Source organism: Nonomuraea sp. NPDC052265 (assembly GCF_044547985.1).
Lineage (GTDB): Bacteria > Actinomycetota > Actinomycetes > Streptosporangiales > Streptosporangiaceae > Nonomuraea.
In genome coordinates this window covers 16,538-39,304 of record NZ_JBIUBJ010000039.1, presented here as the reverse complement: position 1 = coordinate 39,304, position 22,767 = coordinate 16,538, and the positions used below count along the sequence as shown (strand labels likewise).

At 69.2% G+C, this 22,767-nt stretch carries 26 protein-coding genes and 1 pseudogene; 14 read left to right on the top strand and 13 right to left on the bottom strand.

Annotation, left to right across the window (positions count from 1 at the left end):
• Window positions 1-216 precede the first annotated feature (216 nt).
• The gene (locus ACIHAD_RS47075; RefSeq protein WP_397361393.1) at window positions 217-609 is read left to right on the top strand and encodes a hypothetical protein; all 393 of its coding nucleotides are present in this window, start codon (window positions 217-219) and stop codon (window positions 607-609) included.
• On the opposite strand, the pseudogene ACIHAD_RS47070 reads toward ACIHAD_RS47075, so the two are convergent.
• Both ACIHAD_RS47070 and ACIHAD_RS47065 read right to left on the bottom strand, forming a co-directional pair.
• Window positions 544-1,025, bottom strand: a pseudogene (locus ACIHAD_RS47070) (IS5/IS1182 family transposase); the annotation flags it as partial. The gene ACIHAD_RS47075 and the pseudogene ACIHAD_RS47070 overlap by 66 nt on opposite strands.
• Before the next feature lie 210 nt (window positions 1,026-1,235).
• Window positions 1,236-1,463 carry a MerR family transcriptional regulator gene (locus ACIHAD_RS47065; RefSeq protein WP_397361392.1) on the bottom strand — a complete coding sequence of 76 codons (228 nt, stop codon included), beginning with the start codon at window positions 1,461-1,463 and terminating at the stop codon, window positions 1,236-1,238.
• A gap of 249 nt (window positions 1,464-1,712) precedes the next feature.
• Between ACIHAD_RS47065 and ACIHAD_RS47060 the strand changes: the two genes are divergently transcribed.
• Window positions 1,713-2,300 (top strand): hypothetical protein, encoded by a 588-nt coding sequence (locus tag ACIHAD_RS47060; RefSeq protein WP_397361391.1) that lies wholly within the window; start codon window positions 1,713-1,715, stop codon window positions 2,298-2,300.
• On the opposite strand, the gene ACIHAD_RS47055 is transcribed toward ACIHAD_RS47060, so the two are convergent.
• The 4 genes from ACIHAD_RS47055 to ACIHAD_RS47040 all read right to left on the bottom strand — a co-directional run bounded on the left by ACIHAD_RS47055 (window position 2,272) and on the right by ACIHAD_RS47040 (window position 4,580).
• A complete protein-coding gene (locus ACIHAD_RS47055; protein ID WP_397361390.1) occupies window positions 2,272-2,484 on the bottom strand; it encodes a hypothetical protein in 213 nt (70 codons plus the stop codon). The genes ACIHAD_RS47060 and ACIHAD_RS47055 overlap by 29 nt on opposite strands.
• A 42-nt stretch (window positions 2,485-2,526) precedes the next feature.
• Window positions 2,527-2,727: a hypothetical protein gene (locus ACIHAD_RS47050; RefSeq protein WP_397361389.1), complete on the bottom strand. Its 201-nt coding sequence runs from the start codon at window positions 2,725-2,727 to the stop codon at window positions 2,527-2,529.
• Between the two features lie 7 nt (window positions 2,728-2,734).
• Entirely contained in the window at window positions 2,735-3,286 is a 552-nt protein-coding gene (locus tag ACIHAD_RS47045) for a M28 family peptidase (RefSeq protein WP_397361387.1), read from the bottom strand.
• Window positions 3,287-3,938: 652 nt separating this feature from the next.
• Window positions 3,939-4,580: a dihydrofolate reductase family protein gene (locus ACIHAD_RS47040; protein WP_397361386.1), complete on the bottom strand. Its 642-nt coding sequence runs from the start codon at window positions 4,578-4,580 to the stop codon at window positions 3,939-3,941.
• Window positions 4,581-4,722: 142 nt separating this feature from the next.
• On the opposite strand from ACIHAD_RS47040, the gene ACIHAD_RS47035 reads away from it, so the two are divergent.
• Together ACIHAD_RS47035 and ACIHAD_RS47030 are read left to right on the top strand one after the other, a co-directional pair.
• A complete protein-coding gene (locus ACIHAD_RS47035; RefSeq protein WP_397361385.1) occupies window positions 4,723-5,373 on the top strand; it encodes a TetR/AcrR family transcriptional regulator in 651 nt (216 codons plus the stop codon).
• A 238-nt stretch (window positions 5,374-5,611) separates the two neighbouring features.
• Window positions 5,612-5,824, top strand: a complete 213-nt coding sequence (locus ACIHAD_RS47030; RefSeq protein ID WP_397361384.1) for a hypothetical protein — start codon at window positions 5,612-5,614, stop codon at window positions 5,822-5,824.
• A gap of 65 nt (window positions 5,825-5,889) precedes the next feature.
• Here ACIHAD_RS47030 and ACIHAD_RS47025 read toward each other — a convergent pair whose 3' ends face one another.
• The 3 genes from ACIHAD_RS47025 to ACIHAD_RS47015 all read right to left on the bottom strand — a co-directional run bounded on the left by ACIHAD_RS47025 (window position 5,890) and on the right by ACIHAD_RS47015 (window position 8,600).
• The gene (locus tag ACIHAD_RS47025) at window positions 5,890-7,059 is read right to left on the bottom strand and encodes an acyltransferase family protein (protein WP_397361383.1); all 1,170 of its coding nucleotides are present in this window, start codon (window positions 7,057-7,059) and stop codon (window positions 5,890-5,892) included.
• A 114-nt stretch (window positions 7,060-7,173) separates the two neighbouring features.
• A complete protein-coding gene (locus ACIHAD_RS47020) occupies window positions 7,174-8,061 on the bottom strand; it encodes a hypothetical protein (protein WP_397361382.1) in 888 nt (295 codons plus the stop codon).
• Complete coding sequence (locus ACIHAD_RS47015) at window positions 8,058-8,600, bottom strand: RNA polymerase sigma factor (RefSeq protein ID WP_397361381.1); 543 nt, start codon at window positions 8,598-8,600, stop codon at window positions 8,058-8,060. Before ACIHAD_RS47015 ends, ACIHAD_RS47020 begins: the two co-directional genes overlap by 4 nt.
• A gap of 381 nt (window positions 8,601-8,981) precedes the next feature.
• Between ACIHAD_RS47015 and ACIHAD_RS47010 the strand changes: the two genes are divergently transcribed.
• The 4 genes from ACIHAD_RS47010 to ACIHAD_RS46995 all read left to right on the top strand — a co-directional run bounded on the left by ACIHAD_RS47010 (window position 8,982) and on the right by ACIHAD_RS46995 (window position 12,524).
• A complete protein-coding gene (locus ACIHAD_RS47010) occupies window positions 8,982-9,995 on the top strand; it encodes a hypothetical protein (RefSeq protein WP_397361380.1) in 1,014 nt (337 codons plus the stop codon).
• A 53-nt stretch (window positions 9,996-10,048) separates the two neighbouring features.
• Window positions 10,049-10,420: a hypothetical protein gene (locus ACIHAD_RS47005; RefSeq protein ID WP_397361379.1), complete on the top strand. Its 372-nt coding sequence runs from the start codon at window positions 10,049-10,051 to the stop codon at window positions 10,418-10,420.
• Window positions 10,421-10,888: 468 nt separating this feature from the next.
• Window positions 10,889-11,050 carry a hypothetical protein gene (locus ACIHAD_RS47000; protein WP_397361378.1) on the top strand — a complete coding sequence of 54 codons (162 nt, stop codon included), beginning with the start codon at window positions 10,889-10,891 and terminating at the stop codon, window positions 11,048-11,050.
• 121 nt (window positions 11,051-11,171) lie between these two features.
• A complete protein-coding gene (locus ACIHAD_RS46995; protein WP_397361377.1) occupies window positions 11,172-12,524 on the top strand; it encodes a DNRLRE domain-containing protein in 1,353 nt (450 codons plus the stop codon).
• Window positions 12,525-12,598: 74 nt separating this feature from the next.
• Here ACIHAD_RS46995 and ACIHAD_RS46990 read toward each other — a convergent pair whose 3' ends face one another.
• A complete protein-coding gene (locus ACIHAD_RS46990) occupies window positions 12,599-13,423 on the bottom strand; it encodes a hypothetical protein (protein ID WP_397361376.1) in 825 nt (274 codons plus the stop codon).
• A 178-nt stretch (window positions 13,424-13,601) separates the two neighbouring features.
• Between ACIHAD_RS46990 and ACIHAD_RS46985 the strand changes: the two genes are divergently transcribed.
• Window positions 13,602-14,555: a cyclase family protein gene (locus ACIHAD_RS46985; protein WP_397361375.1), complete on the top strand. Its 954-nt coding sequence runs from the start codon at window positions 13,602-13,604 to the stop codon at window positions 14,553-14,555.
• Between the two features lie 733 nt (window positions 14,556-15,288).
• On the opposite strand, the gene ACIHAD_RS46980 is transcribed toward ACIHAD_RS46985, so the two are convergent.
• A complete protein-coding gene (locus ACIHAD_RS46980) occupies window positions 15,289-15,738 on the bottom strand; it encodes a GNAT family N-acetyltransferase (protein WP_397361374.1) in 450 nt (149 codons plus the stop codon).
• On the opposite strand from ACIHAD_RS46980, the gene ACIHAD_RS46975 reads away from it, so the two are divergent.
• The 3 genes from ACIHAD_RS46975 to ACIHAD_RS46965 are packed head-to-tail and all read left to right on the top strand — an operon-like array spanning window position 15,676 to window position 16,691.
• Window positions 15,676-16,164, top strand: coding sequence for a putative 2OG-Fe(II) oxygenase (locus tag ACIHAD_RS46975; RefSeq protein WP_397361373.1), 489 nt, complete (start codon window positions 15,676-15,678; stop codon window positions 16,162-16,164). The genes ACIHAD_RS46980 and ACIHAD_RS46975 overlap by 63 nt on opposite strands.
• A gap of 53 nt (window positions 16,165-16,217) precedes the next feature.
• The gene (locus tag ACIHAD_RS46970; RefSeq protein ID WP_397361372.1) at window positions 16,218-16,454 is read left to right on the top strand and encodes a hypothetical protein; all 237 of its coding nucleotides are present in this window, start codon (window positions 16,218-16,220) and stop codon (window positions 16,452-16,454) included.
• 27 nt (window positions 16,455-16,481) lie between these two features.
• Window positions 16,482-16,691, top strand: a complete 210-nt coding sequence (locus ACIHAD_RS46965; protein WP_397361371.1) for a hypothetical protein — start codon at window positions 16,482-16,484, stop codon at window positions 16,689-16,691.
• A gap of 59 nt (window positions 16,692-16,750) precedes the next feature.
• Here the strand turns inward: ACIHAD_RS46965 and ACIHAD_RS46960 are convergent, their stop codons facing one another.
• Together ACIHAD_RS46960 and dnaE are read right to left on the bottom strand one after the other, a co-directional pair.
• Window positions 16,751-17,098 (bottom strand): DUF6300 family protein, encoded by a 348-nt coding sequence (locus ACIHAD_RS46960; RefSeq protein WP_397361370.1) that lies wholly within the window; start codon window positions 17,096-17,098, stop codon window positions 16,751-16,753.
• A complete protein-coding gene (gene dnaE / locus ACIHAD_RS46955; protein WP_397361369.1) occupies window positions 17,095-20,649 on the bottom strand; it encodes a DNA polymerase III subunit alpha in 3,555 nt (1,184 codons plus the stop codon). The genes ACIHAD_RS46960 and dnaE overlap by 4 nt, the downstream gene beginning before the upstream one ends.
• Before the next feature lie 421 nt (window positions 20,650-21,070).
• Between dnaE and ACIHAD_RS46950 the strand changes: the two genes are divergently transcribed.
• Together ACIHAD_RS46950 and ACIHAD_RS46945 are read left to right on the top strand one after the other, a co-directional pair.
• On the top strand, window positions 21,071-21,310 hold the full coding sequence (locus tag ACIHAD_RS46950) for a hypothetical protein (protein ID WP_397361368.1): 240 nt from the start codon (window positions 21,071-21,073) through the stop codon (window positions 21,308-21,310).
• 73 nt (window positions 21,311-21,383) lie between these two features.
• Window positions 21,384-22,742: a radical SAM protein gene (locus ACIHAD_RS46945; RefSeq protein ID WP_397361367.1), complete on the top strand. Its 1,359-nt coding sequence runs from the start codon at window positions 21,384-21,386 to the stop codon at window positions 22,740-22,742.
• Window positions 22,743-22,767: the final 25 nt, after the last annotated feature.

Below are 22,767 nucleotides of genomic sequence, written 5' to 3'. Positions count from 1 at the left end.
CACCCTTCGAAGTGCTCAACGAGTCCCTTTCAACCCAAACAGCCGCATAGGCTACGCCCATAAGACGGCTGTCCGGAATCTCCGTGGCCCCTCAGGGCGGACCGTGTTGCACGCCGCCCGACGCGACGGCATCGTGCGCCGGAGGCCGCCGCTCGTCCCCGGCGATGACAGGGGAACGCCGAGGCGTCATCAGGCCCGTCCGGAAGGATCAGCGTCGTGACCACCTTGCAGCAGGTAGGCAAGCCACCACCGCCGAGTGAGGTGTGGCGGCGCCAGGACGCCGCCATGCAAGCCTCCGGCGTGGACGCCTGCCCGCCGGATGGCCACCGCCCCAGGATGCACGGCATGCCGCTGCCGTGGATCACGCCGGTCCTGGACGGCGTGGTGTACTGGACCCAGATTCATGGCGGACGGCTGCTGCGCTGCCAGCAGAACCACCTGTGTCAGGTGTGCGGGGACGGTCTGCCCGAGCGGATGCTGGTGCTGGCCGAGTCCGACGGTGAGCTCGTCACCGATGCCGGGATGCACCGCCGTTGCGCGCTGCGAATCGTGGCGGTTGGCGCCTGCCGGCACCCGGCCGAGCGGTATGCCGCACCCCTCGACCATTAAAGAGCGCTTCATCCCTTGCTTGCCGCGATCGACAGGAGAACGGCCGGCGACCTCCCCGCCGCCTGGTGCCTTCGTGATGCAGCCGTCGACGGCGATTTCCCCCAGCAGCAGCCCAACGATTCGGTCATAGCAGTTCAGTGCGATGCTCTTGAGCTGTGCGAAGATCCCCAGCTTGATCCATTCGTCGCGGCGGACGCCGATCGCGGTGATCTTCTCGATCAGGTGGTGTCGGCGATGGCTAGATAGGAGCAGCCGAACCGGAGCACCTGGATGAGCTTGTCGAACACGATCCGATCCTTGATGCGGCGGCGGTGCACGCCGAGCGGGTGCTCGGGGTCAAACTCGGGCCATGCGGGGAGCAGGGCGGAGAACTGGATCCACAACGGCTCGATAAGCCAAGCGGGGATGGCAGGCACGGATGTTCCTCGTATAGAGCAGCCGATCGGGCCGTCTTGTTCGGCGCGTTGGCTGGTGTGCTGCCCAGCCGGAAATTCCGCGGCGCCTCATAATCAGGTGACCCGCTCGTCTGCGGTCTCGCCAGGCGCCGCCAGCCAGGGCGTGCAGTGGACAAGGCTGTCGCGCAGCCGAGTGAGGGTGGCGATGCGCTCCTCCAGCTCAGCCACCCGCTACGCGGCGACGGCGTTACTGGCGGCGCACGGCGGCGCATAGCAGAACACCTCGGGCAGCTCAGCGTCGAGGTGGTCCAGGAACGACTTCACATCTTCGACGGTGAACCCGCAGGCCAGTAGCACCCGAACGTTGCGGACACGCAAGATTGCACTGGGCTCGTACACGCGATACCCCGCGGTCGGACGGCCAGGCTCCAGCAGGCCCTGCTCCTCGTAGTAGCGCAAGGTGCGGGTCGTGGTCCCGGCCTCCGCGGCCAGTTCACCGATGCCCGAACGCCGCTGACCTCCGCGACAGGTCGACCGGACACGTCCAATGTCCGGTAATCGTCCTGTCCCCGCCCTGGTAGCACGTCCTGGCCGCGCCGGATGCTTTACGCCATGGAGCCGGACGGCCAGGAAATTCCTCTCCTCGCGCCGGCTCTTCGGGCGCAGCCTTCCCGTTGCGCGCAGGTCACGAGAAGAAGTGGAGCTACCTTGAAGAAGCGATCGAGCAGAATCGCGGCGAGCCTCGCGGTATGCCTGGCGGTGCTCGTGTCCGGGCTGGGACTCGCCGCGCCGGCCTACGCCGCGGAGAACAGCGGCTGCAACGGCTGGGCCTGCGTCAAGATCGTGGGCAGCGGAGGCCGGGTCGACCAGATCCAGGCCCATACGAACCCGTGGGGCGGGGTCCTCAGCTTCTACGGCCATTTCCGGCTCTTCGGCCCCGACTTCGCCTACAACACGTCCAACCGGCAGAACGGCACCTCGCTCATCCATTACCGGAACATCGGCCGCAGCTATCCCAACGGCAGCAAGTTCTGCGTCGAGGCGTACCAGCTGAACTCCGACGGCTCGTACACGCGCAGAGGGCTCCCCCGCGTCTACACGCCGATCTCCTGGACCGCGAAGGGCCCCAGCCGGGGCCCTTCGCCTGCTTCCAACGTCAGCAAGGAGTCCGCTCATGCGCGTCATCACCCGCTGTGCCGTCGCGGCGGCGACGGCTGTCTCGGCGCTGGCCGTCGCGACCGCGTCGTCCGAGGCCGCGCTGGACCAGCTACGCGAGCAGGTCCAGGCCGAGCGTGAGCAGGTCGCCATCGAACGGCAGCAGACGGCTGACACTCTTGATCAGCTGCGCCGGCGCCTGGAGCTGAGCGCGCGAGAGCTCGCCGCCGAGCGGGATGCCGCCGCAGGTCTGCGCGCCGAGCTGGCACGGCGCCAGGCCGACCACGAACGGGAACGGAACCTCCTGACCGACGAGCGTGACCAAGCCGGCCAGGAGCTGGCGGCCCAGCGCGCGACCTGCGACACGCTACGCGCCCAACTGGCCGAGACCACCACCACCGCACGCGTCGCCGAAGCGCGAGCAGACGGCATGCACGAACGACTGGCCGACCTGCAGGCCCGGCTCGCGGCGGCCGACGTCACACTCCCGGAGATCACCGAGCTGGACGACGGCGTGCTCGGCGTGGCGCTGCCCGACAACGACGGCGTCGTGCTGCGCGGGGAACACATCTCCCTCAATCTCGGAACAGGCCACCGAGACCTCGACGCCGATACGGTGTCGGCCGTGGTCGGGGCCGGCCGGGACCGCCGCCCAGCGCCCGGACGGTCGCCAGCATCGCGGCCACCGCGGCGCCGTCGTCGGAGGCGCCCGGTCCCATGGCCGCGGAGTCGTAGTGCGCGGCGATGAGCACGGTGCCGGTCGAGTTCGTTCCCCGCAGGCGGCCCACGATGTTGTCGACCTGGCCGAACGTCGCCAGCCCCGCCGCAGAACGGGCACCGACCGAGCGTTGGATCTCGACCTCCAGCCCTGCCGCGCGCAGTTGCCCGGCCAGGTAGTCCCGGGCACGGTCGCCGGCCGGGCTGCCGATCGGCCGTGGTTCGGCGGCGAACTCCTTCAGGTGAACCAGCGCGCGCTCAGCGCTGAACCGGTCGTCCGGGGCGGTGGCCGGCAGGGGTTGCATGGTGCTGTCAGCCATGGCCGTGAACATGACCACCGCGGCCAGAATGAGCAGGGCTGCCAACCCGGCCAGAAGTCGCCGTGGCACATCGAACAACTTTCCGATCATGACCAGGCACGGTAGACCGAGCCGCTCGCCCGGCGGAATGAGGCGCCCACCCGCCTGGGTCTGGGGATTTCCGCACCCGTGACGCGGCCATGTGCCTCATTCCTGCCTCCCTCCGGGTTCTCGGTAGCCTCGGGGGAGCATGACACGCTGGCTGGTTGCGACCGTGCTGCGTGAGCTCGTGGTCGACGCGGCGTTTCGCCGGCGAAACGCCGCGTATTGACCTGCCTTTCACTGTGCTCTGCGTCCCGCGCATGATTCGCTCTCACCGATTCTCGGCCGGACTCGCAGCCTCTCAGGGAGCCGCGGTAGCCAGCACCGCCAGGCCCTCACCGGTGAAGACGATCCACAAGGCCCTCTTGATCTTGCACGGCCGGAGCACACCGCACGATGTAGGCGTCGCGTCTGACGTCAGCGTTTGCGTCGCCGAGCCGGAGGGTCGTGTTCGGCGGTGATGCGGGCCGAGGTCTCCTCGCCCAGGCGCCGCGCCGTCCCAGGCCGCCATGGCCTCGGCATGGTGCTCCGGCTGGAGCTCGGTGACGGGTGGTGCGGGCCGGTGACGTCGGTCAGGCGCGCGAGACGGTGGCGGGCAAGGGGGGAGGGCGTACGGCGCGGGCTCGCGCGGCGCTGAGGGCCGCGCGAGCCCACTTCAGGATCAGGCGTCGGCCAGAATGCTGTGTTCCTTACCGTCCGCACCGACGGCGAAGGTGCCGAGGGCGGGCTTGCCGCCGTACCGGTAGGTCTGGGCGATGACGCCTCTCGAGGTGGAGCGCACCTGCGTGAGCTCCCAGGAGGCGGGCGCGGTGCCGGTGTCGAACAGCCGCTGCCCCTTGCCGACCACCACGGGGCTCGTCAGCAGTCGCAGTTCGTCGACGAGTTCGGCGCGGAGCAGCGATCCGATCAACCGCCCACTGCCGTGGACCTGGAGTTCCCTGCCAGGCTGGGCCTTGAGTTCGGCGACGGCCTTCGCCAGGTCGCCCTGAAGGAGGTGGGAGTTGTTCCATTCCGGGCTCAGGAGTGAGGACGAGGCGACGTACTTGGGCAGCTCGTTGATCTTCCCTTCCTCGGGGTCGGTGACGCCCGGCCAGTAGGCGGCCATGATGTCGTAGCTGCGTCGGCCGATCAGCAGGGCGTCGGCCTTCGCGAACCATTCGCCGATGATCGCGCCCATCTCCTCATCGGAGTAGGGCACCAGCCAGCCGCCGAGGTCGAAGCCGCCGGAGCGGTCCTCCTCCGGTCCGCCAGGGCCCTGCATGACGCCGTCCAGGGACACAAAAGTGGTGACGGTGAGCTTCATCGAGGTTCTCCTTGATCGAATTCGGGTGCGTTGGCGGCACATGCCACCGCCTCCATCGGCACGCGTCGTGCCGATGGAGTGCCATCCTGCCTGCGACGCTCGACATTGTCAACGGCACGCCGAGTGCCGATAAGATGGCTGTATGACCGACACGCCTGTCACCCCCCGACGCCGAGGCGCCGCACGAACCGAAGAGCTGCTGCGAGCAACCCTCGAGCTGGCTGCCGAGGTCGGTTACGCGGGCCTGAGCATCGAAGCGGTCGCCCGAAAGGCCGGAGTCGGAAAGCACACGATCTACCGGCGCTGGCCGTCCATGGCGGCACTGCTACTGGACGCGCTCAGCCTCGTGTGGGTCAGTGACCTGAGCTACCGCGACACCGGGGACGTCTACGCGGATCTGCGCGAACAGTTCCTGCGCTCATGCCTGGCACTGACCAGCCCGCCGATCGGTCCGGTCTACCGTGCCGTCATCGCCGAGGCGCAGGCCGATCCCACGCTGCGGGCGACCCTGCACGAGCGATTCCTGGTCACCGTGGAGCAGGGCACCCTCGACCGGATCACCCGCGCCCAGCACGCTGGTGAACTCGTCGCGGAGGCGAACCTGGAATTCGCCGCCGAGGTGTTGTGCGGCACTCTGTACTACCGCCACCTACTGTCAACGCGCCCCATCGACGAGAACGCGGTCGACGGACTGCTGAGCATGTTCATGGCCGCGTACGGAACGTCATCAAGAACTCGACCGCAACCTTCACCCGCCGCTCTCGGCGAAACGCCGCAGGCAGGGCAGGCGTAGATGGTGGTTGGCCTTTGCGTCCTCCGCTGTCGCGCCATCAGCGCTCGGCCAACCGCGCGCACCTTCAAGGTGGCGACGGCGCGTTCCCCCGCAGGAGCGGATGCGGGCGGCCAAGGACCTTCCAGGCCCCGCCTGCGCTGCTGCCCGCCCCGCGCCACCACGACCGTGCAGGCCATCCTCGTCCTGCAACTCACCGAAGAAGGCCGTCACTCAGGACAAGAAGCGCTCACTTCACGTCGTGCTCACCGACATTCGGATGCCGCCGATGACCTCCATCATGCAACGGTGGGTGCAGTCCTGTCGCCACGAGCTTCTCGACCGATGCCTCGGCTGGAACGAACGCCACCTGCGGGCCGCCCTGAGCGAGCACGAACGGTTCCGCAACCGGCATCCGAGACCGGGTCTGACCAGCATGGACGGAATCATCGGCAGGCGCGGGGGTGTCCCTTGAGGTCCTGGCGTCCAGCGGCGGTGGGGCGCCTGAGCGGCGCTTCGCCGCCGGACGGCACAGCGGCCTCACTCGCCGGCCGTCCCCGCCAGGCTGGACTCCGCCCGACGGGATTCGGCCCGACGGGATTCGGCTCGGCTGATCAGGCGCCTGCCCAGCGACTGCGCCGGCGACTCCACCCATCGCCAGGTCAGCGCACATAGTCCGAGCAGCGCCGCGTACACCGCCGCCAGCAGCGTCAGGCGCACTGCCACCGGTACGGTCGACGGGTCCGGCAGGAAGAACTCCACGCTCTCCAGCAGCAGCGGATGCAACAGGTAGATCGAGTAGGACACCAGGCCCAGCCAGGTCAGCCACGACGGCATCCTGCGGTGGCGCAGCGTCATCCCGGCGGCGAACGTCAGCCAGGCCGCGGCGATCGCCAGCTGTGATCCCAGCTCGGCGCGCGCCGGCCACAACCCCGCCAGTGGTACCAGCGCCACCCAGGCGAGGTGCCGGTGGCCGATCTGGCCGGTCTCGACACGGTACAGCGCGGTGCCGGCGAACATGGTCGCCAGGATGAACAGTCCCTGCCACGGCCCGGGATAACTCTGGTTGACCGCCAGCAGCAGAAGGATCGTGCCGGCGATGGCCACGGCGCCCGCCTGCCGTACCCGCCTGCCGCCGCGCAGCACCATGGCCAGCCCGGCCGCCAGCACGGCGGTCACCACGACCACGACCGTCAGCATGCGGCCCGCCCCGCCGGCCGACAGGAGCGTCACCGGCAGCAACCCCGCGCCCAGCACCGCGGCCGCCGCGAACGTGAGCGCGGCCGCGGTGCTGCGCCGGTGCACCCCGAGGGTGAACATGGCCGTCAGCAGAAGGTAGAAGGCCATCTCGTAGGACAGCGTCCACAGCACATTGACCAGGTTCGGGACGTACAGCAGGTTCTGCAGCATGCCGGCGTGCGCCAGGGCCGGCGCCACCGTCCGGGTGCCCCACCAGACGTGCAAGTCGTCCCAGCCGGCCGCCACGAGCAGCAGCATGCCGGCCACGCACACGACGAAGAGCGGCCACAGCCGGAAGAACCGCGAGATCCAGAAGGCCCGCAGGCTGCCTCGCCGCTCCAGCGACGCCGGCACGATGTAGCCGCTGACCAGGAAGAACACCAGCACGCCGTACCAGCCGGGATCGAAGACGGCCTTGATCGGCAGCCGCGCCTCCGGCCACAGCGGCTTGAGCGCGTGCTCGAAGACCAACCATCGCGGGCCAGCCCGCGCAGCGTGTCCAGCCAGGCCAGACGCCGGGCGGCGAGGGGAGCCTTCAACGCCACCCCCACCCGGCCTTCAGCGCGCCCCGGCCCGCCGCGCCGCTCAATCCGGCAGGTCGTACCACCGGGGCTGGGGGTACGGGCTGGGGGCGGGACCCGCGTCCGCGCCGGGGATCACATACAGGTCGACGGTGTCGGAGCTGTGCAAGCGGGTGGACGCCACGATCCAGTCGTCCTTGATCCGGCTCGTGGGCACGGCCTCGTCGAACCACGACATGCTCCCGGCGTCCTTTTCCTCGTACTTCCAGAACAGCCGGTAACCGGCCTTCAGCCCGCTCCGGGTCAGCTCGGCCCGTACGTCGGCGACCGTCCTGCCGTGGCTGGTGTAGCCGGGCAGGGCCTCGTCGCCCTCCGGGTCGACCGGGCCGTCATCGGCGTACGGCTCGCCCGGCCTGGCGGGGCGGCCGATGCCGAACACCACCCGCCCGGGGAAGTCGGCCGGCATCCAGACCTTGGCGCAGAACGCCGACGAGCACGGCGTGATCCCCTGGGCGCCGATGCTGCCGTGCCACTTGAAGCCGTCCGGGACGACGGGGCCGATCAGCTTGCCCACCTCGGAGGGCGCCACCGGGATCACCTTGACCGTGACGTTCAGCCCGACCGCCCGGAACGCTTCCTCGAAGCGGTGGCGGTCGGCCGTGGGGTCGGTGATGGTCACGCTGAAGTACGGGCCGGTGTTCTCGATGGAGACGGCGGCGTTGGCGTAGCTGGTCACCGGGCCGCCGACCACGCTGGTGCCGACGGCGACGGCCGTCGCCGCGGCCACGGTCGCGAGCCCCAGCACCAGCCGTCGGCCGCGGCGGGGCGTGGTCACGACGGCGGGCTCGCGCTTCTCCGACATGATCGCGTGCATGAGCTCCTGAGCCTCCGGTGCGGACGCCTCTCCTCTGAGGTCCTGGTCATCGACGCGGGCGAGATCGGCGAGGTTCACAGCGGGCTCCCTTCGAGGGCGACGGCGCGAGGGTGGTCGAAGCCGGCCTTGGCCAGATCCCGGGCGAAACGCCTGCGGGCGCGGTAGAGCCTGATCCGTACCGCGTTGCGGGAGATGCCGAGCACGCGGGCGATCTGCCCGTGGTCCAGCGCCTCCCAGGCGACCAAGGAAAGCAGTTCCCGGTCGTCGTCGGACAGGCCGCGGAAGACCTTTCCCATCTGGGACATCTCGTCCTCCGGCGAGCGGGCCAGCGCGGGGAAGGCGGCGAGCCGCTCGCGCAGGGCCGCCGTACGCTGCTCGTGACGCTCCTCGCCGCGCCGATGGTTGGCCAGCACCCGCCGCGCCACGCCGTACAGCCACAGCCGCGCCTCGTCCCCCTCGGGCAGCTCGTCGATGCGACGCCACGCCGTGGTGAACGTCTCGGCCACCACGTCGGCCGCGTCCTCGGGGTGCGGGCAGCGCCGCAGGACATACCCGAGTATGGGTTCGTAGACGGATTCGTAGATCTCCACGAACCGGCTACGGGGACCGGCTCCCATCCGGTCTCCTTACCTGGATCATCTGTCACTTAAGTCCATGTCCAGGACTTCGGGGGCATTTCCCCGGGGGATCTCGCGGGCCGCAGGACATTTGGCTTGTCGGCACGACCTCGCGGCGAAAGTCCTCGGCCGCTTCGGGCCGGCACATGACGATGATCCGCCAACAGCTCGGCCGCAAGCGGCTCGTCCACGGCTCCAAGGCCCGCAGCGCCCTCGGACGGAGGATCCGCGATACGACGGCGCGCGTGGCCGTCCGCCCACCGTCGGGTCAAGGCACTGGTCGTGCACTGCGGGAGATCCTGAACGCGGCCGGTATCCACCAGGCCTCTCATCGGTGCCGAACAGCGACGGCTGACCCTCGAACGGTGCTGCCCCGCGTGCTTGACCCGGGAGACGCACACGGCGGCCGAGCACCAGGCGGGTCACGACGACGGATCACGAAGCCGTGCTGACCTGGCCCTGATCCGCACCCTGCGCGACATCGACGACGGACATCTGAGCCTGTGGATTGGCGGCCGCTTCTTCGACGAGCACACCGGCCGGCCGCTCGATCCCCCGCAGATCGACGTCGTGCCGGACCGGCGGCCCTACCACGGCGTTCCCGATCCGGGCGGCGCCTGGCGGAGCGCCCTGGTGGTGGACAGGGGCTGGCTGGAATGCCCGCCCCCGGCACCTCCCCCATGCGATACCGGGTCTCTGAGACCGGACAGACCGCCCTGCACGCCGCCCGCCGCGACGGCACCGTGCGCCCGCGCCCGCCGCTTGCCGGCGGCAGGGAAACACCGGCCCACAATCCGCTCCTCCGGAAGGATGACCGTCGTGACCATCCTGCAGGGTGCGACGAAGGCACCGCCGCCCAGCGAGGTGTGGCGGCGTCAGGACGCCGTCATGCAAGCCTCCGGCGTGGACGCCTGCCCCGCCGGGTGGCCGCGCCCGCGCGTACACGGGCTGCCGCTGCCGTGGATCACCCCGGTACTGGACGGCGTGGTGTACTGGACCCAGATCCATGGCGGCCGGTTGCTGCGCTGCCAACAGGGTCACCTGTGTCAGGTGTGCGGGGAGCGTCTGCCCGAGCGAATGCTGGTGCTGGCGGACCTGGACGGTGAACTCGTCACCGATGCCGGAATGCACCGCCGCTGCGCGCTGCTGTCGCTGACCGCGTGCGAGGGCCTCTCCCCACGCCTGCTGCTGGCCGAGGTGACTCTCGCCGACGTGCATCACAAGGGTCGGCCGCTGCCCGATCCGCTTCCCGACCGGTGGCTGCGCTGGGACCTGGCCCCGCACGCCGTGGCGAGCGCCGCGCGGGTCGGCACCGCCGAGGCCGCCCGGCTGCTGGCGCTACCCGCCCACCGGCACTCCCTCGGGGCTGGGCAAAAGGAGCAGGAGACCGAATGATCCATCGACATCAGCGCCGCCACCGTCTCCGAGCGGCCCAGGCTCGCCGCATCGTGGACGCGCTCGCCGAGCACTTCCCCGACCTGCGCGACGCCCTCGGCGCCGAGGTGGCGGCCGAAAGGATCGCCGCCCACCTGGCCGCCCCTGCCGCTGGCGAGATCCTCATTCTCGACAGCCCGTACGTGGCCAACTGGCGGCTCAAGGCCGATGACCGTGGCCGCCTGCGTGTGGCCTGCACCCGCCTGCCGCCGGCCAGCCCCGACCCTCATCAGGAGCAGGAAGACCTGCAGCGTGAAGGCGACCTCACTGCACTCATCCAGAACCTGGCCGACGACGCGGCCGAGCTGAGCTGGACCGCCCTGATCCGGCATCTGAGCCGCCGGCCGAAGCCAGAACGCTCCCCGCGCACCGCACGCGATGTCTGATCAGCCACCCCGCAGCACTCAGCATGTGCGGCCCTGCGCCGAGCAGCGACGACTCGCCCTCCCGCCGCGCGCGCCGTCGGCCCGTGCATGCGCGTTCCCTCCCCGTCCGCCCCTTGCGATTGGCAGCGTCATGACCGACCAGCAGCCGCCGGCCCAGCACTCGGCGGGCCCCGATTCTCGACTCGGACAGTCCGCGCAGCCTGGGCATCCTGCCCGGCAGACTCAGCCAGGCGCGCACGCCGACGCTGCAGCGGACAGGGACAGGACCGGCAGCCGCTTCACAGCACCGGTCGAGCGAACCCGGCAGGCCAACGCGGCCTCCCTCGTGCCCCTGACAGAGCTCTTTCGGACAAGCTCCATCGACGGCGATGACCGCGCGGCTGCCGACCCGCCGGCTCCTGATCGTCTCGGCGGCGCCGATCCTGCGAAGGCGAACCCGCTCAAGCACCGTCACGCTCCCTGCGGCCCGTGCCCCTTCCGGCGCGACGCACCGCCCGGAGCCTTCACGCCGGAGCAGTTCGACGCACGGTCCTGCTCGCCCGCGGCGTTCTCGCCGAACGCATCCACCGGGGCCAGCTCGTCGGCCTGGGCGCCGCCGCCCTCGCCGTCAGCCTCCTCGCCCTGCCCTGACCGGCAGATCCGGCGGCCAGGATTGACAAACGCCGGCGTCCGGCTGACTCTCGTCGAGAGTGCGGACGTGAAGCCGGGCGGCGGAGGAAGAGACGTGCGACGAAGAAGGATCGGTTCCGCCGTGAGGTCACGAGTCGCGCCAGTCCTCCCGGGTCTGCTGCTCGGAAGCCTCCTCCTCCCGCCGGCCCCGGCGCAGGCGGTACGCGACGGCATCGCCCCGGTCGCCGACACCTACGTGGTCGCCGAGTCGCCGGCCACCGTCTACGGCACGTCGGCCAAGCTGGCCGCCTCCAACTGGAACACGCCCTGGCACAGCCAGGCCTACCTGAAGTTCTCCGTGCCCGCTCCGCCCGCCGGGCGGAGCATCGCCTCGGCCCGGCTGGAGATGCTCTACCAGAAGACCGATCAGCAGGCTGCCGTCACCGAGCTGCGCTCGGTCGCCGACAACTCCTGGACCGAGTCCATGACCTACCCCGCGCGGCCCGCGCCCGGTCCCGTCGTCGCCACCGCGACCCTGCCCGCGCCCGGCGCCACCAGCATCAGCTTCAACGTCTCCGCCACGGTCCGCGCGGCCGGTACGTACTCCTTCGCCATGACCAACCCAAGCGCCGAGTCGGCGACCGTCGTGCACTCGCGCGAGGCCGGCGACCTGGGCCCCCGGCTGATCGTCAGCTACGCCCAGCCGACCCTGTGCGGGGCGTCCTTCGCCGCCGAGACCGGCGAGACCTATCAGCAGGCGCTGGCTCGTGAGGACTCCCGGTTCGGCGGGCTAAAGGCGGTACGCGTCTTCTACGGCGGTCTGCCCGACCCCTGGCCCGGCAAGCTGAACGCCAGCAAGCGGCCCATGGTCATCTCGTTCAAAGCGGCCCCCGCCGCGATCGTCGCCGGCACCCACGACGCCGCGATGCGCGCCTGGTTCGCCGCGGCGCCGGCCGACCAGGACATCTACTGGACCTTCTACCACGAACCCGAGGACAACATCAGGAACGGCGAGTTCACCGCCGCGGCCTACCGCCAGGCCTGGAGCCACCTCGCCGCGCTGGCCGACGAGGCGGCCAACCCCCGCCTGCGAGCCACGCTCATCCTGATGGGCTGGACGGTGGACCCGGCCTCGGGCCGCGACTGGCACGACTACTACCCCGGCAGCACCGCCATCGACGTGCTGGCCTGGGACGTCTACAACTACGACTCCACCGCCGCCAAGGGCCAGTACCTCACCCCGGGCGCCCTGCTCGACCGCACCTACGCCGTCAACCAGGCCGAGAACCTCCCGCACGGCGTGGCCGAGCTCGGCAGCCACATCGCCACCGGCGACGACGGCACCCGCCGCGGCGCCTGGCTCGACCAGATGACCGCCTACCTCAACGGGCACGGCACCGTGTGGGCGCTCTACTTCGACCTCGACTGGTCAACCGGCGACTACCGCCTGCGCGACCCGGCGAGCCGCGCCGCCTGGACCGCCTTCTGCGCCTGACCTCGCGTACCGGCGCCACCCCCGCACTCCCGCCACGGCCTGGCGGGGGGCGCGGCACGTCCGATCCGGCGGGATCAGCGCTTGGGGGCCGGCGGCAGCCGGAGGAGGGCCTTGTCGGAGTCGAGCTCGGTGGTCGTCTCCGACGCGGGCGGCGCCTTGATCGAGACCTTGGCGCCCCAGCCGGAGTAGGTGGTCTCCATGGTGACCGGGCCCAGACCCACCTTGGGACTGGAGAGCCGGGTGCTCATCGTGCGCGGCAGCCCGGCGGGGGTCACGGTGAGTGTCCAGTTGACCTTGACGCCGGAGGCGAGCTTCCACCACAGGGTGGCGCGCGTCCAGGCCGAGACCCGCAGCAGCTCCTTGACGGTCATGCTCCCCTTGTACGTGCTGCCGCTGCGCTTGGAATGGCTCAGCATGGCCTTGAGCGTGCTCGGCTCGGCCGGGTTGATGAAGTCACCCTCCATGGCGGTCATCCCGCTCGTCCAGCCCGGCGACTGCTTGTACCAGGTCTTGCCGGCGGGCAGCGCGGCGCCGATCGGCCCGCCCTTGACGTAGGACGTACGGCCGATGCGGACGGTCCGCTCCGGCTTGTCGAGCGAGGTGGCCTGGTTCTCCTCTTTGGGGGGATCGAACTCGTCGGCCGTCTCGTCCCTGCCGGGGAAGCTCAGCTTGGCGGTCAGGTCGGAGGCGGCGATGCCGTCCTTGTCGAACTGCAGCCGTCCGCCGCGGGTGAGCGAGGTTGTGTCCCTGCCCGGCGTCCGCTGCTGGACGGTCACGCCCCTGCCCTCGCGCAGCTGCGCGCGCAGCGCGGCCAGCGGATCGTTGGGCGCGGCCAGCGCCGGCACGGACGGCGCCAAGACGAGTCCGGCGACCACGCCGGAGATCACGTACTTCTTCATGCCGGGAGATCATTCCGGTCGTGGATCACGGCGAGAACACGGATCCGGCCGGGGCGGCGCGTCCGTGGATGATCCAGTAGCATCCCGGGTCAGCGGGCCTTTGGCAGGCCGAAGGAGAAGGCGGGACACCCCGCCTCCGGCGCCTCGGGCCGCGTGGACCCGAGGAGCCGATAGCGCGATGACGGCAGGCCGACCGATGCCCACGCAGGACGACGTGCTCGGATACTTCGACACGCTGTCGAACTGGGGCCGCTGGGGCGACGACGACGAGCTCGGCACCCTCAACCACATCACCGACGACGTCTGGCTGGCCGCGGCGCGGGCGGTGCGCCACGGCAGGAGCGTGTCGTGCGCGTGGGAGGTCGCCGTACCCAAGGACATGGAGCGATCGACGACGGCCTGCCCGCGCAGCGCCGACATGCCGGGCGCCGAGAACATGCCGGCCGCCTTCCACAAGGACCGGCGCTGGGGGTTCTCCTCCGAGCGGCTCGGCCTCACCTTCCACGGCAACAGCCTCACCCACCTCGACTCGCCGTGCCACATCTTCTGGGACGGCACCATGTACAACGGGCGGCCCCACTCGCTGGTCGACGCCGAGACGGGCTCGTCGTGGGCGGCCGTCACGGCGGCGGCGAACGGGATCCTCACGCGCGGTGTGCTGCTCGACGTCGCCGGCGCGCGCGGCGTGCCGTGGCTGGAACCGGGGGAGGGCGTCGTTCCCGGCGACCTGGAGGAGGCCGAGCGGCGCCAGGGCGTGCGGGTGCGGCCCGGTGACGCCGTGCTGCTGCGCACCGGTTACGGCCGCGCCCGCCGCGAGGCCGGTGAGCCGGGCGGTTTCCGGCAGGCCGGCTGGCACGCGTCCTGCCTGCCGTGGCTGCACGAACGGCAGGTCGCGTTGATCGCCGCCGACACCCCCCAGGACGTTCAGCCGTCGGGGTACGAGGACGTGCTGATGCCGGTGCACGCCGTCGGCCTCGTGGCCATGGGGTTGTGGCTGGTCGACAACTGCGACCTGGAGGCGTGCTGGGCGACGGCCGCCGAGCTCGGCCAGTGGGACTTCCACCTCGCGGTCGCGCCGGTCCGCTTCGCCGGCACGTCCGGCAGCCCAGTCAACCCGATCGCCACGTTCTGACCGACGTTCACGAGGCGAAGCACGTCACGTGGCGAACGGCCCCGAGCAGGAACGGCGAGCCCAGCTTGAGGTGCCGGCCGCGTCAGGGCCGACGCCCTGCACGGGCAGAGCGGCCAGGCGGCCAGATTACCGGGCGCGCTCGGAGGCGGGGTTGCCGTCGGAGCGGGCGGCCTGAGCGCCGTCGTCGGGATCGGCGTGGCCGGCTTCCTGAGCTCCGCGCTCCTGCTGGCCCGCCTGCGGACGCCCGCCCACGCATCCGGTCTCAGTCGACGGCTGACAGAGATCGATGCATGGCGACGAGGCGATCTCTAGCGAGGAACGTGCCTCTTGTCGTAACCAATTGTGAGGATCTGGGGCGCGACGAGGACATCCCTCCGGGCCAGCGATGCACCCGGACAGACATGGGAGCCGCCGCCGCATGGGCCAGGTGGCGACTGGGCTCTCGACTCCAGCTAAACGCGCCGGCGTCAGCGCCGTGCTGGGAGGGGTCTCGGCCGAGCAGGCTGTAGGGGCCAGGATTGCTTCACCGGCTGGGGTAGCGACTCCGGCGATGGTGAGATCGGTGCGTAGAAAGCGGACGGACCCTTCTCTGTCCCGGATGACGCCAGCGGCAAGGCATTTCGCCAGGCCGGGAGCGATGCAGCTCTCGTGCGTGCCATGGGCCGCGCCCTGCCCATCGCACACGGATTGTGCCCCGCTTCGTACACGCTGATCAGGAGCTACTCGGTCGGCGTCAGCCAGAGCGTTCCGTGCCTGCTTGCCGTCCGCGCGTCGTACCCAGGTTCGCCTGCTGGGCGGGGTGGGATGTTCGGTAGAACAGCTTCGTCGGCAACGTCGCCTGCCCGAGCTCGTCGTAGAAGTGCTGCGCCCCACTGTTGCCGGTGTCAGTGGTCCATTCGACCCTGCTGCACTCGTGCTTGGCTGCCAAGTCGAACAGCGCGTTCATGAGCGCTGTGCCCACTCCGCGGCGTTGCGCTGACTCGGCGACGTAGAGCTCCTTCAAGTACAGCGATCGGGTGAGCCCTTCGGCAGGCCACAGGAAGGAGTAGGAGGCGATGCCAACAGGCTCCTCACCGTCCGTGACCTGATCCTCCAGGCACAGGCCGAGCAGACTGAGCGGATGATCCTGCCCGGTGGGCTGGATGCACGCAAGTCGAGCGAGGACATCCTGTGCTGGGATCACCCGGCGACCGCATGGCTACGCGACCGCATCCGCGACGCTGTCACCGCGATGACGTTCGACCTGCTCGGCGCGGCATCCCTCGATGTCAAGGACGAGATGGTGGCCGAAGGGTGGACGGTCACCTACGCCGAAGGCGCGAGCCTGCTGCCGCATGTCCACCACAGCACCGCGATCGGCGGCGTCTACTACATCGACCCCGGTGACGGAGACAGCGGCTTCCTTCAACTGCTCGACCCCCGCCCGGGTGCCGTCGCCCGCGACGCCTCTCCCGGGGCGGAGCGTATTCAGCCGAAGGCGGGCCGCATGGTGGCCTTCCCCGGCTGGGTGCGCCACCAGGTGCGCGCCACGGCCTCCAAGGAACGTCTGCGGATCTGCGTCGCGTTCAACGTCGGCTACCGCCCGGCAGGAGGCAAATGTCGCCGATGAGGAGCGGCTGTACGCCGAGCTGGGGGCGTCGGTGCACGCCCTGGCCGACGCCGATGGCGAGGTCTGTCTGTCGGACCTGCCGCCACCACGAGCAGTCGGGCGCCATCGCCGTGGAAGACCCGCGGTCGGGCTGCGCGATGGTCGCCATGCCGGGCCTGCCGTGGGGGCGCGCGGTGATGATCGCCGCCAGGCAGGGCGCTCACCTGGCGGTGCCCGGCTGGCTCACGCACTTCGTCGTCCCGGTCGAGAAGGGGCAGGGGGTGATCGTCGCCAAGGCTTTGTCCACCTGAACGAAATCCGACAGAAGGGAACAGCACATGACCAGCAGCGACAGCGCGGCGTTGAGCCTGCGCATGGACACCGACGCGGGAACCGACCTCGGGCTCTCTCCTGACACCGTGGAGGAGTTCCTGGCGCTGGCCGACAAGGGCCTGATCATCAGGGCCGACTGCAACGCGCCGGCGGTGCAGGACGACTTCGCCCTCGACCCCTCTCGTACGTTCAAGCTGGGGAAGGTCGAAGCCTGATCCGTCAGTGACGCGTCCCCGGTCCTCGCGTCAGAGGGCCGGGGACGTGCCTTGCGCGGTTACAGGTCCCCGCGCCGGAACTGCTCGACCTCGGCGTTCAGCCCATCGGTGTCCAATGGCGCCACCGACACGTGCTCGGCCCAGACGGTGAGGAGCCGGGCGAACTCGTCGCTGGTGTCGGCCTCGACGTTCCCGTGCACCTGGAACCACGTGATGAGCGGCGCGGCGTGCGGTGCGTCGGCGTCGCAGCCCGCGCACAACACCACACCTGTGCGGCCTTCCACCCGCGCTCCGCTGGCGTTGACCCAGCCGTGCGGGACACGCGCCAGGAGCAGCCCTTCTCCGCCGCAGCGGGGACAGGTGGGCGGCTCGGCGGAGGTGACGACCTCGATCCGGCGCTGGGTCACAGCGTGATCGCTTCCGGGCCGAACAGCTGCTTGATGTCGGCGGCGAAGCTGGGCTCGGCGTTGACGGAGAACTCCGGCATCGCGCACACCGCGATCTTTCCGGAGAGCCGCTGCACGTTGATCCGCAACGGCACGTTGCCTTGGTGCAGCTTCAGCACGTTCCGCAGTTCCTCCACCGATCGCTCGGTGAGGCGCTCCTCCCGCACCTGGATGGTGACGGGGTGGCCGGAGTCGCCTGAGATGCCGGACACGTCCAGCGGCGTCAGGTCTTGGGCGAAGACGCTGATGGCGCCATCGCGGTTGTTGACCTGGCCTCCCACTGACACCACGACGTCGCCGCGCAGTTCCGGCGCGTACAGCTCGTAGCTCTTGGGGAAGAACAGGCACTCGACTGCGGCGTCCATGTCCTCAACGGTGACGATGGCCCACACGTTGCCGGCCTTGTTGACCCGCTTGTCGACCTTGGTGATCAGGCCGCAGACGCGCACGTCGCCGCGGTCGTCGCGGCCGCTGTCGAGCAGGTCAGCGATGGTGGTGTCCCGGTTGCGGGCCAGGAGCCGTTCGGTGCCGGCCAGCGGGTGGTCGGAGACGTACAGGCCGAGCATTTCCCGCTCGAAGTCGAGCTTGGTCTTCTTGTCCCACTCCATGTCGGGGACGGCGATGGTGAATGCGGTGTCGGCGTCGTCGTCGTCCATGCCGCCGAACAGCGAGTCCTGGCCGTGCGCTTCGTTCTTCTTGATGTCGATGACGGACTCGACCGCCTGCTCATGAACCATCAGCAGGCCCTTACGCGGGTGTTCGAGCGAGTCGAACGCGCCCGCCTTGATCAGCGATTCGATGACGCGCTTGTTGCAGACCGACAGCGGCACCTTGGCGAGGAAGTCATTGAAGTCGGTGTAGCGGCCCTTCTCCTGGCGGCTCTTGACGATGCCTTCCACGACGTTCTCGCCGACGTTGCGCACCGCGCCCATGCCGAATCGGACCTGGGTGTCGCCGACGGCGACGAAGTCGAGCTGGGAGTCGTTGACGTCCGGCGGCAGGACCTGGATGCCCATCTTGCGGCACTCGGCCAGGTAGACAGCGGCCTTGTCCTTGTCGTCGCCCACAGAGGTGAGCAGCGCGGCCATGTACTCGGCGGGGTAGTTGGCCTTCAGGTAGGCGGTCCAGTAGGCGACGAGCCCGTATCCGGCGGTGTGTGACTTGTTGAAGGCGTAGCCGGAGAACGGCAGCATGACGTCCCACAGCGCCTGGATCGCCTCGTCGCTGTAGCCCTTGCCGCGCATGCCGGCCTGGAAGTTGGCGAATTCCTTGGCCAGGATCTCGGGCTTCTTCTTGCCCATGGCGCGACGCAGCAGGTCGGCGCCACCGAGCGAGTAGCCGGCCAGCTCCCGGGCGACAGCCATGATCTGCTCTTGGTAGACGAGCAGGTGGAACGTCGGCCCGAGGATCGGCTCTAGGGCGTCCTTCAGCTCGGGGTGGATGGGTTCGATGTCCTGGCGGGCGTTCTTGCGGTGCGCGTAGTTGGTGTGCGCGTTGGCGGCCATCGGGCCGGGCCGGTAGAGGGCGAGCACGGCGGCGATGTCCTCGAACCGGGTCGGCTCCATCAGTTTCAGGAGCTGCCGCATGGGTCCGCCGTCGAGCTGGAAGACGCCCAGGGTGTCACCGCGGGCCAGGAGCTCATACGTCTTGGTGTCGTCGAGCGGGAGGGTGAGGGTGTCGAGTTCCACGCCCCGGTTCTGCTTGATGATTTTGATGGCGTGGTCGATGATGCCCAGGTTCCGCAGGCCCAGGAAGTCCATCTTGACCAGGCCCATCGCTTCGCACGACGGGTAGTCGAACCCGGTGATGATCACCTTGTCCTTGTCCCGCATGTGCATCGGGATGAGGTCGAGCAGAGGGTCGGAGGACAGGATGACTGCGGCGGCGTGCACGCCGGTGCCGCGGATGAGCCCTTCGATGCCGCGGCCGGTGTCGATGACCTTCTTGACGTCGTTGTCGTTCTCGTACAGGGCGCGCAGTTCGCCGCCCTCGTTGTAGCGGGGGTGGTCGGGGTTGAAGATGTCGGCCAGCGGCACGCCCTTGCCCATGACGTCCGGCGGCATCGCCTTGGTGATCTTGTCGCCCATGACGAACGGGTATCCGAGGATCCGGGAGGCGTCCTTGACGGCGGCCTTGGCCTTGATCGTGCCGAACGTGTTGACCTGTGCCGTGTACTCCGCGCCGTACTTCTCGGTGACGTAGCCCACCATGCGGTCGCGCTGACGGTCGTCGAAGTCAAGGTCAACGTCGGGCGGGTTGATCCGCTCCGGGTTCAGGAACCGCTCGAACAGCAGACCGTGCTCCAGCGGGTCGAGTTCGGTGATGCGGGTGGCGTACGCCACGATGCTGCCGGTGGCCGACCCTCGGCCGGGGCCAACCGCGATGCCGTTGTCGCGCGCGTACTTGCAGATGTCGGCGACCACGAGGAAGTAGGAGGAGAACCCCATCGGGCCGATGACCTTCATCTCGGTCTCGTACCGCTCCATCACCTCGGCGGGGATCGGGGTGCCGTAGCGCAGCTCCAGGCCGCGCTCGCACTCCTTGCGCAGCCACGACTCCTGCGTCTCGCCCTCGGGCACGTCGGGGTAGTCGGGCATCCGGTTGACCTCGGCGAATACGTCGCTGTAGTCGCCGACCATCTCCGCGACCAGCAACGTGTTGTCGCACGCCTCCGAAAGCTCCGGGAACAGCGCGTACATCTCCTCGGCGGACTTGAGGTAGTAGCCGGACCCGTTGAACCGGAACCGGTTGGGGTCGTCCTTGTTCTTGCCCACGCCGACGCACAGGAGGCTGTCGTGGGCGTCGGCCTGGTCCTCGGTCACGTAGTGGGAGTCGTTCGTGACGAGCATCGGGATGTTGAGCTGTCTGGCCAGCCTGAGCAGGTCGGCCCGGACCTCCCGCTCGATGTCGATGCCGTGGTCCATCAGCTCAAGGAAGTAGTTCTCCTTGCCGAAGATCTCCTGGTACTCGCCGGCGACCTTGACCGCATCGTCGTACTGACCGAGCCGCAACCTGGTCTGCACGGCGCCGGACGGGCAGCCGGTGGTGGCGATGATCCCCTGCGCATATTGGGCGACCAGCTCCTGGTCCATGCGCGGCTTGCCGTAATAGCCCTCGAACGAGGCCAGGGACGACAGCCGGAACAGGTTGCGCAGCCCGTCGCCGTCCTTGGCCCACATCGTCATGTGGGTGAACCGGCCGCCGCCGGAGACGTCCTTGCCGCCCTCCCCGTCCGCGACGCCGGTCTCCGCGCGCGACCCCCAGAAGATCGGCTTCTTGAAGAACCGGGATCCGGGGGCGACGTACGCCTCGATGCCGATGATCGGCTTGACGGGGCTGCCCGTGGCGACGGACTGGAACTCGTACGCGCCGAACATGTTGCCGTGATCCGACATGGCGATCGCCGGCATCCCGAGCCGTTCGGCCTCCTTGAACAGCGGCTTCATCTTCGCCGCCCCGTCCAGCATGCTGTACTCGGTGTGAACATGCAGGTGCACGAACGACTTGCTCACCCGTCCCCCAAACTTCCCGGCCGGCCCAACTCTCACCTGAGCCTATTCCGTCCTCCGGGCTGGATGGGCATGGCGTCCGCGCGGCGGGAAGGTTGTTGCCAGGCTGTTGCCGACTCTCCGTACAGTGCTCGAAACACACCCTGCGACCTGCGGAAAAACGGGCGTCGTGCGCTCTCGCGGGGAAGGGTTCGCAAGCTCCGTCACCGCCCCGCGCCTGCGACGGCCACGCCGGTGCGGCGGCGGATCGATCCCCCTGGATCGCGATATTAATCTCTGCTTGCCTTCGCGAGAGTGATTCCGGGCAGCCCCTGGGGACGATGACGGTGGCGGCGCGCGTCCTGAGAACGAATGTGAATGCGGCCGCACATGGGCGCGCCACCTTCAGGGATCCGCGCTCGCCGGACACGAAGGAGAGTCGACAATGGCGCAGTTTGACGAGGCGGCACGCCGGGAGATGGCCGACCACGCCGCCACCGCACGCGAGGCATCGGTCGAAATAGCCCGGCACATGTCCGTCCTGTGGGAGGCCCGCCTGAACATGGCCATGGCCGCAGGCGACGAGGAGTCTGTCCGCAGTGTGCTCAACGAGGCCCAGGCGCAGGCCTACCTGGACAACTGCAATTGCACACGACCGGACGGCGGCGGCTCGTACCTGGACTGAGTCGATGTCACTGTCGCCCCTGCTGACAGACCCGCAGGATTCCACGGCACATTCATCCGGATCGAATGGACAAATGAATAACTCGGTGACGACACCAACGGCCCGGTACAAGCCGTCCAGATTCAACCTCGTCTCCTGGGACGACAAAACCGGCCAGCGCCGACTGCTCATCTACAACACAATGACCAGCGCCTTTGTGCGACTGGCGCAGCCTGCCGCGGACCGGGTCTCACTCCTGCTGAAGAGCGGGACACCCGCCGCCGCCGACGCGATCATCGGCGCGCTGGCCACGCAGGGCGTCCTCGTTCCCGAGGACCTGGACGAACTCCTCCTCGTCGACTCCATGGAGCGGTACTACAAGCAGCGGAGAGACGCCCTCCAGCTCATTCTCATGCCGACGGAGAAATGCAATTTCCGATGCGTGTACTGCTATGAGGACTTCGTCAAGGGAAAGATGTCCGACGAGGTCAGGAGCGGCATCGTCCGGTTGGTCGAGCGAGAGGCTCCCCATCTGAAGACCTTGAACGTCGCCTGGTTCGGCGGCGAGCCGCTGAGTGCCCTCGGCGTCATCCGCGAGGTGTCGGCCGAACTGATCGCGCTGTGCGACGCCAACGGCATCGAGTACTCGTCGAGCATGACCACGAACGGCTTTCTCCTCAGCAGCGGCGTCGCCGAGGAGACTTTGGGGCTGAGGATCAGCCGGTACCAGATCACGCTGGACGGCACGGCGTCCAGCCACGACCAGCTACGTGTTCTGCGTAACGGCAGAGGCACCTTCGACACGATCGTGGCCAACCTGACCGCGCTACGGGAGAGCCGGCACGACTTCAAAGTGCGTATCCGGGTGAACTTCACCCCGCAGGTGGCCCAGGAGATGCCCGGCTTTCTCGCCTTCATGGGAGAACGCTTCGGCAACGACCCCAGATTCTCGATCTGGTTTCATCCGGTCGGCAGATGGGGCGGACCTCATGACGAGGACATCGAGACATGCGACCAGCAGTCCGCCGAGGAGCTGGAGCGCGGTTTCACCGGCGCCGCGGCCGACTCCGGATTTCCGCTCACCTCCTGGGAGCAGCTCATGCGGCCGTTCGGAAGCACGTGCTACGCCGCTGATCCGCGCTCGTACGTGATCGGTTCCGACGGAATGGTCTACAAGTGCACGGTCGCCCTGCGCGAGCCGAAGAACCACGTCGGACAGTTGTCGAGCGACGGTGACCTGCGGCTTCGCGAGGACCGGATGGCCGTCTGGGTGTCCTCCGGCGCCCAGGTCGACACCGGCTGTCAGGCGTGCGCCTTTCGCCCGGCCTGCCATGGCGACGCCTGTCCGCTGGCACGCTTGCAACGCGGCGGCGAGCGCTCCTGTCCGCCGATCAAGAGCAACATCAAGAAGGTGTTGCCGCTCATCGCCGTGCGGGCGGGAAGGCAGCGGTGACATGTCAGTCGGCGGCTCCGACGGC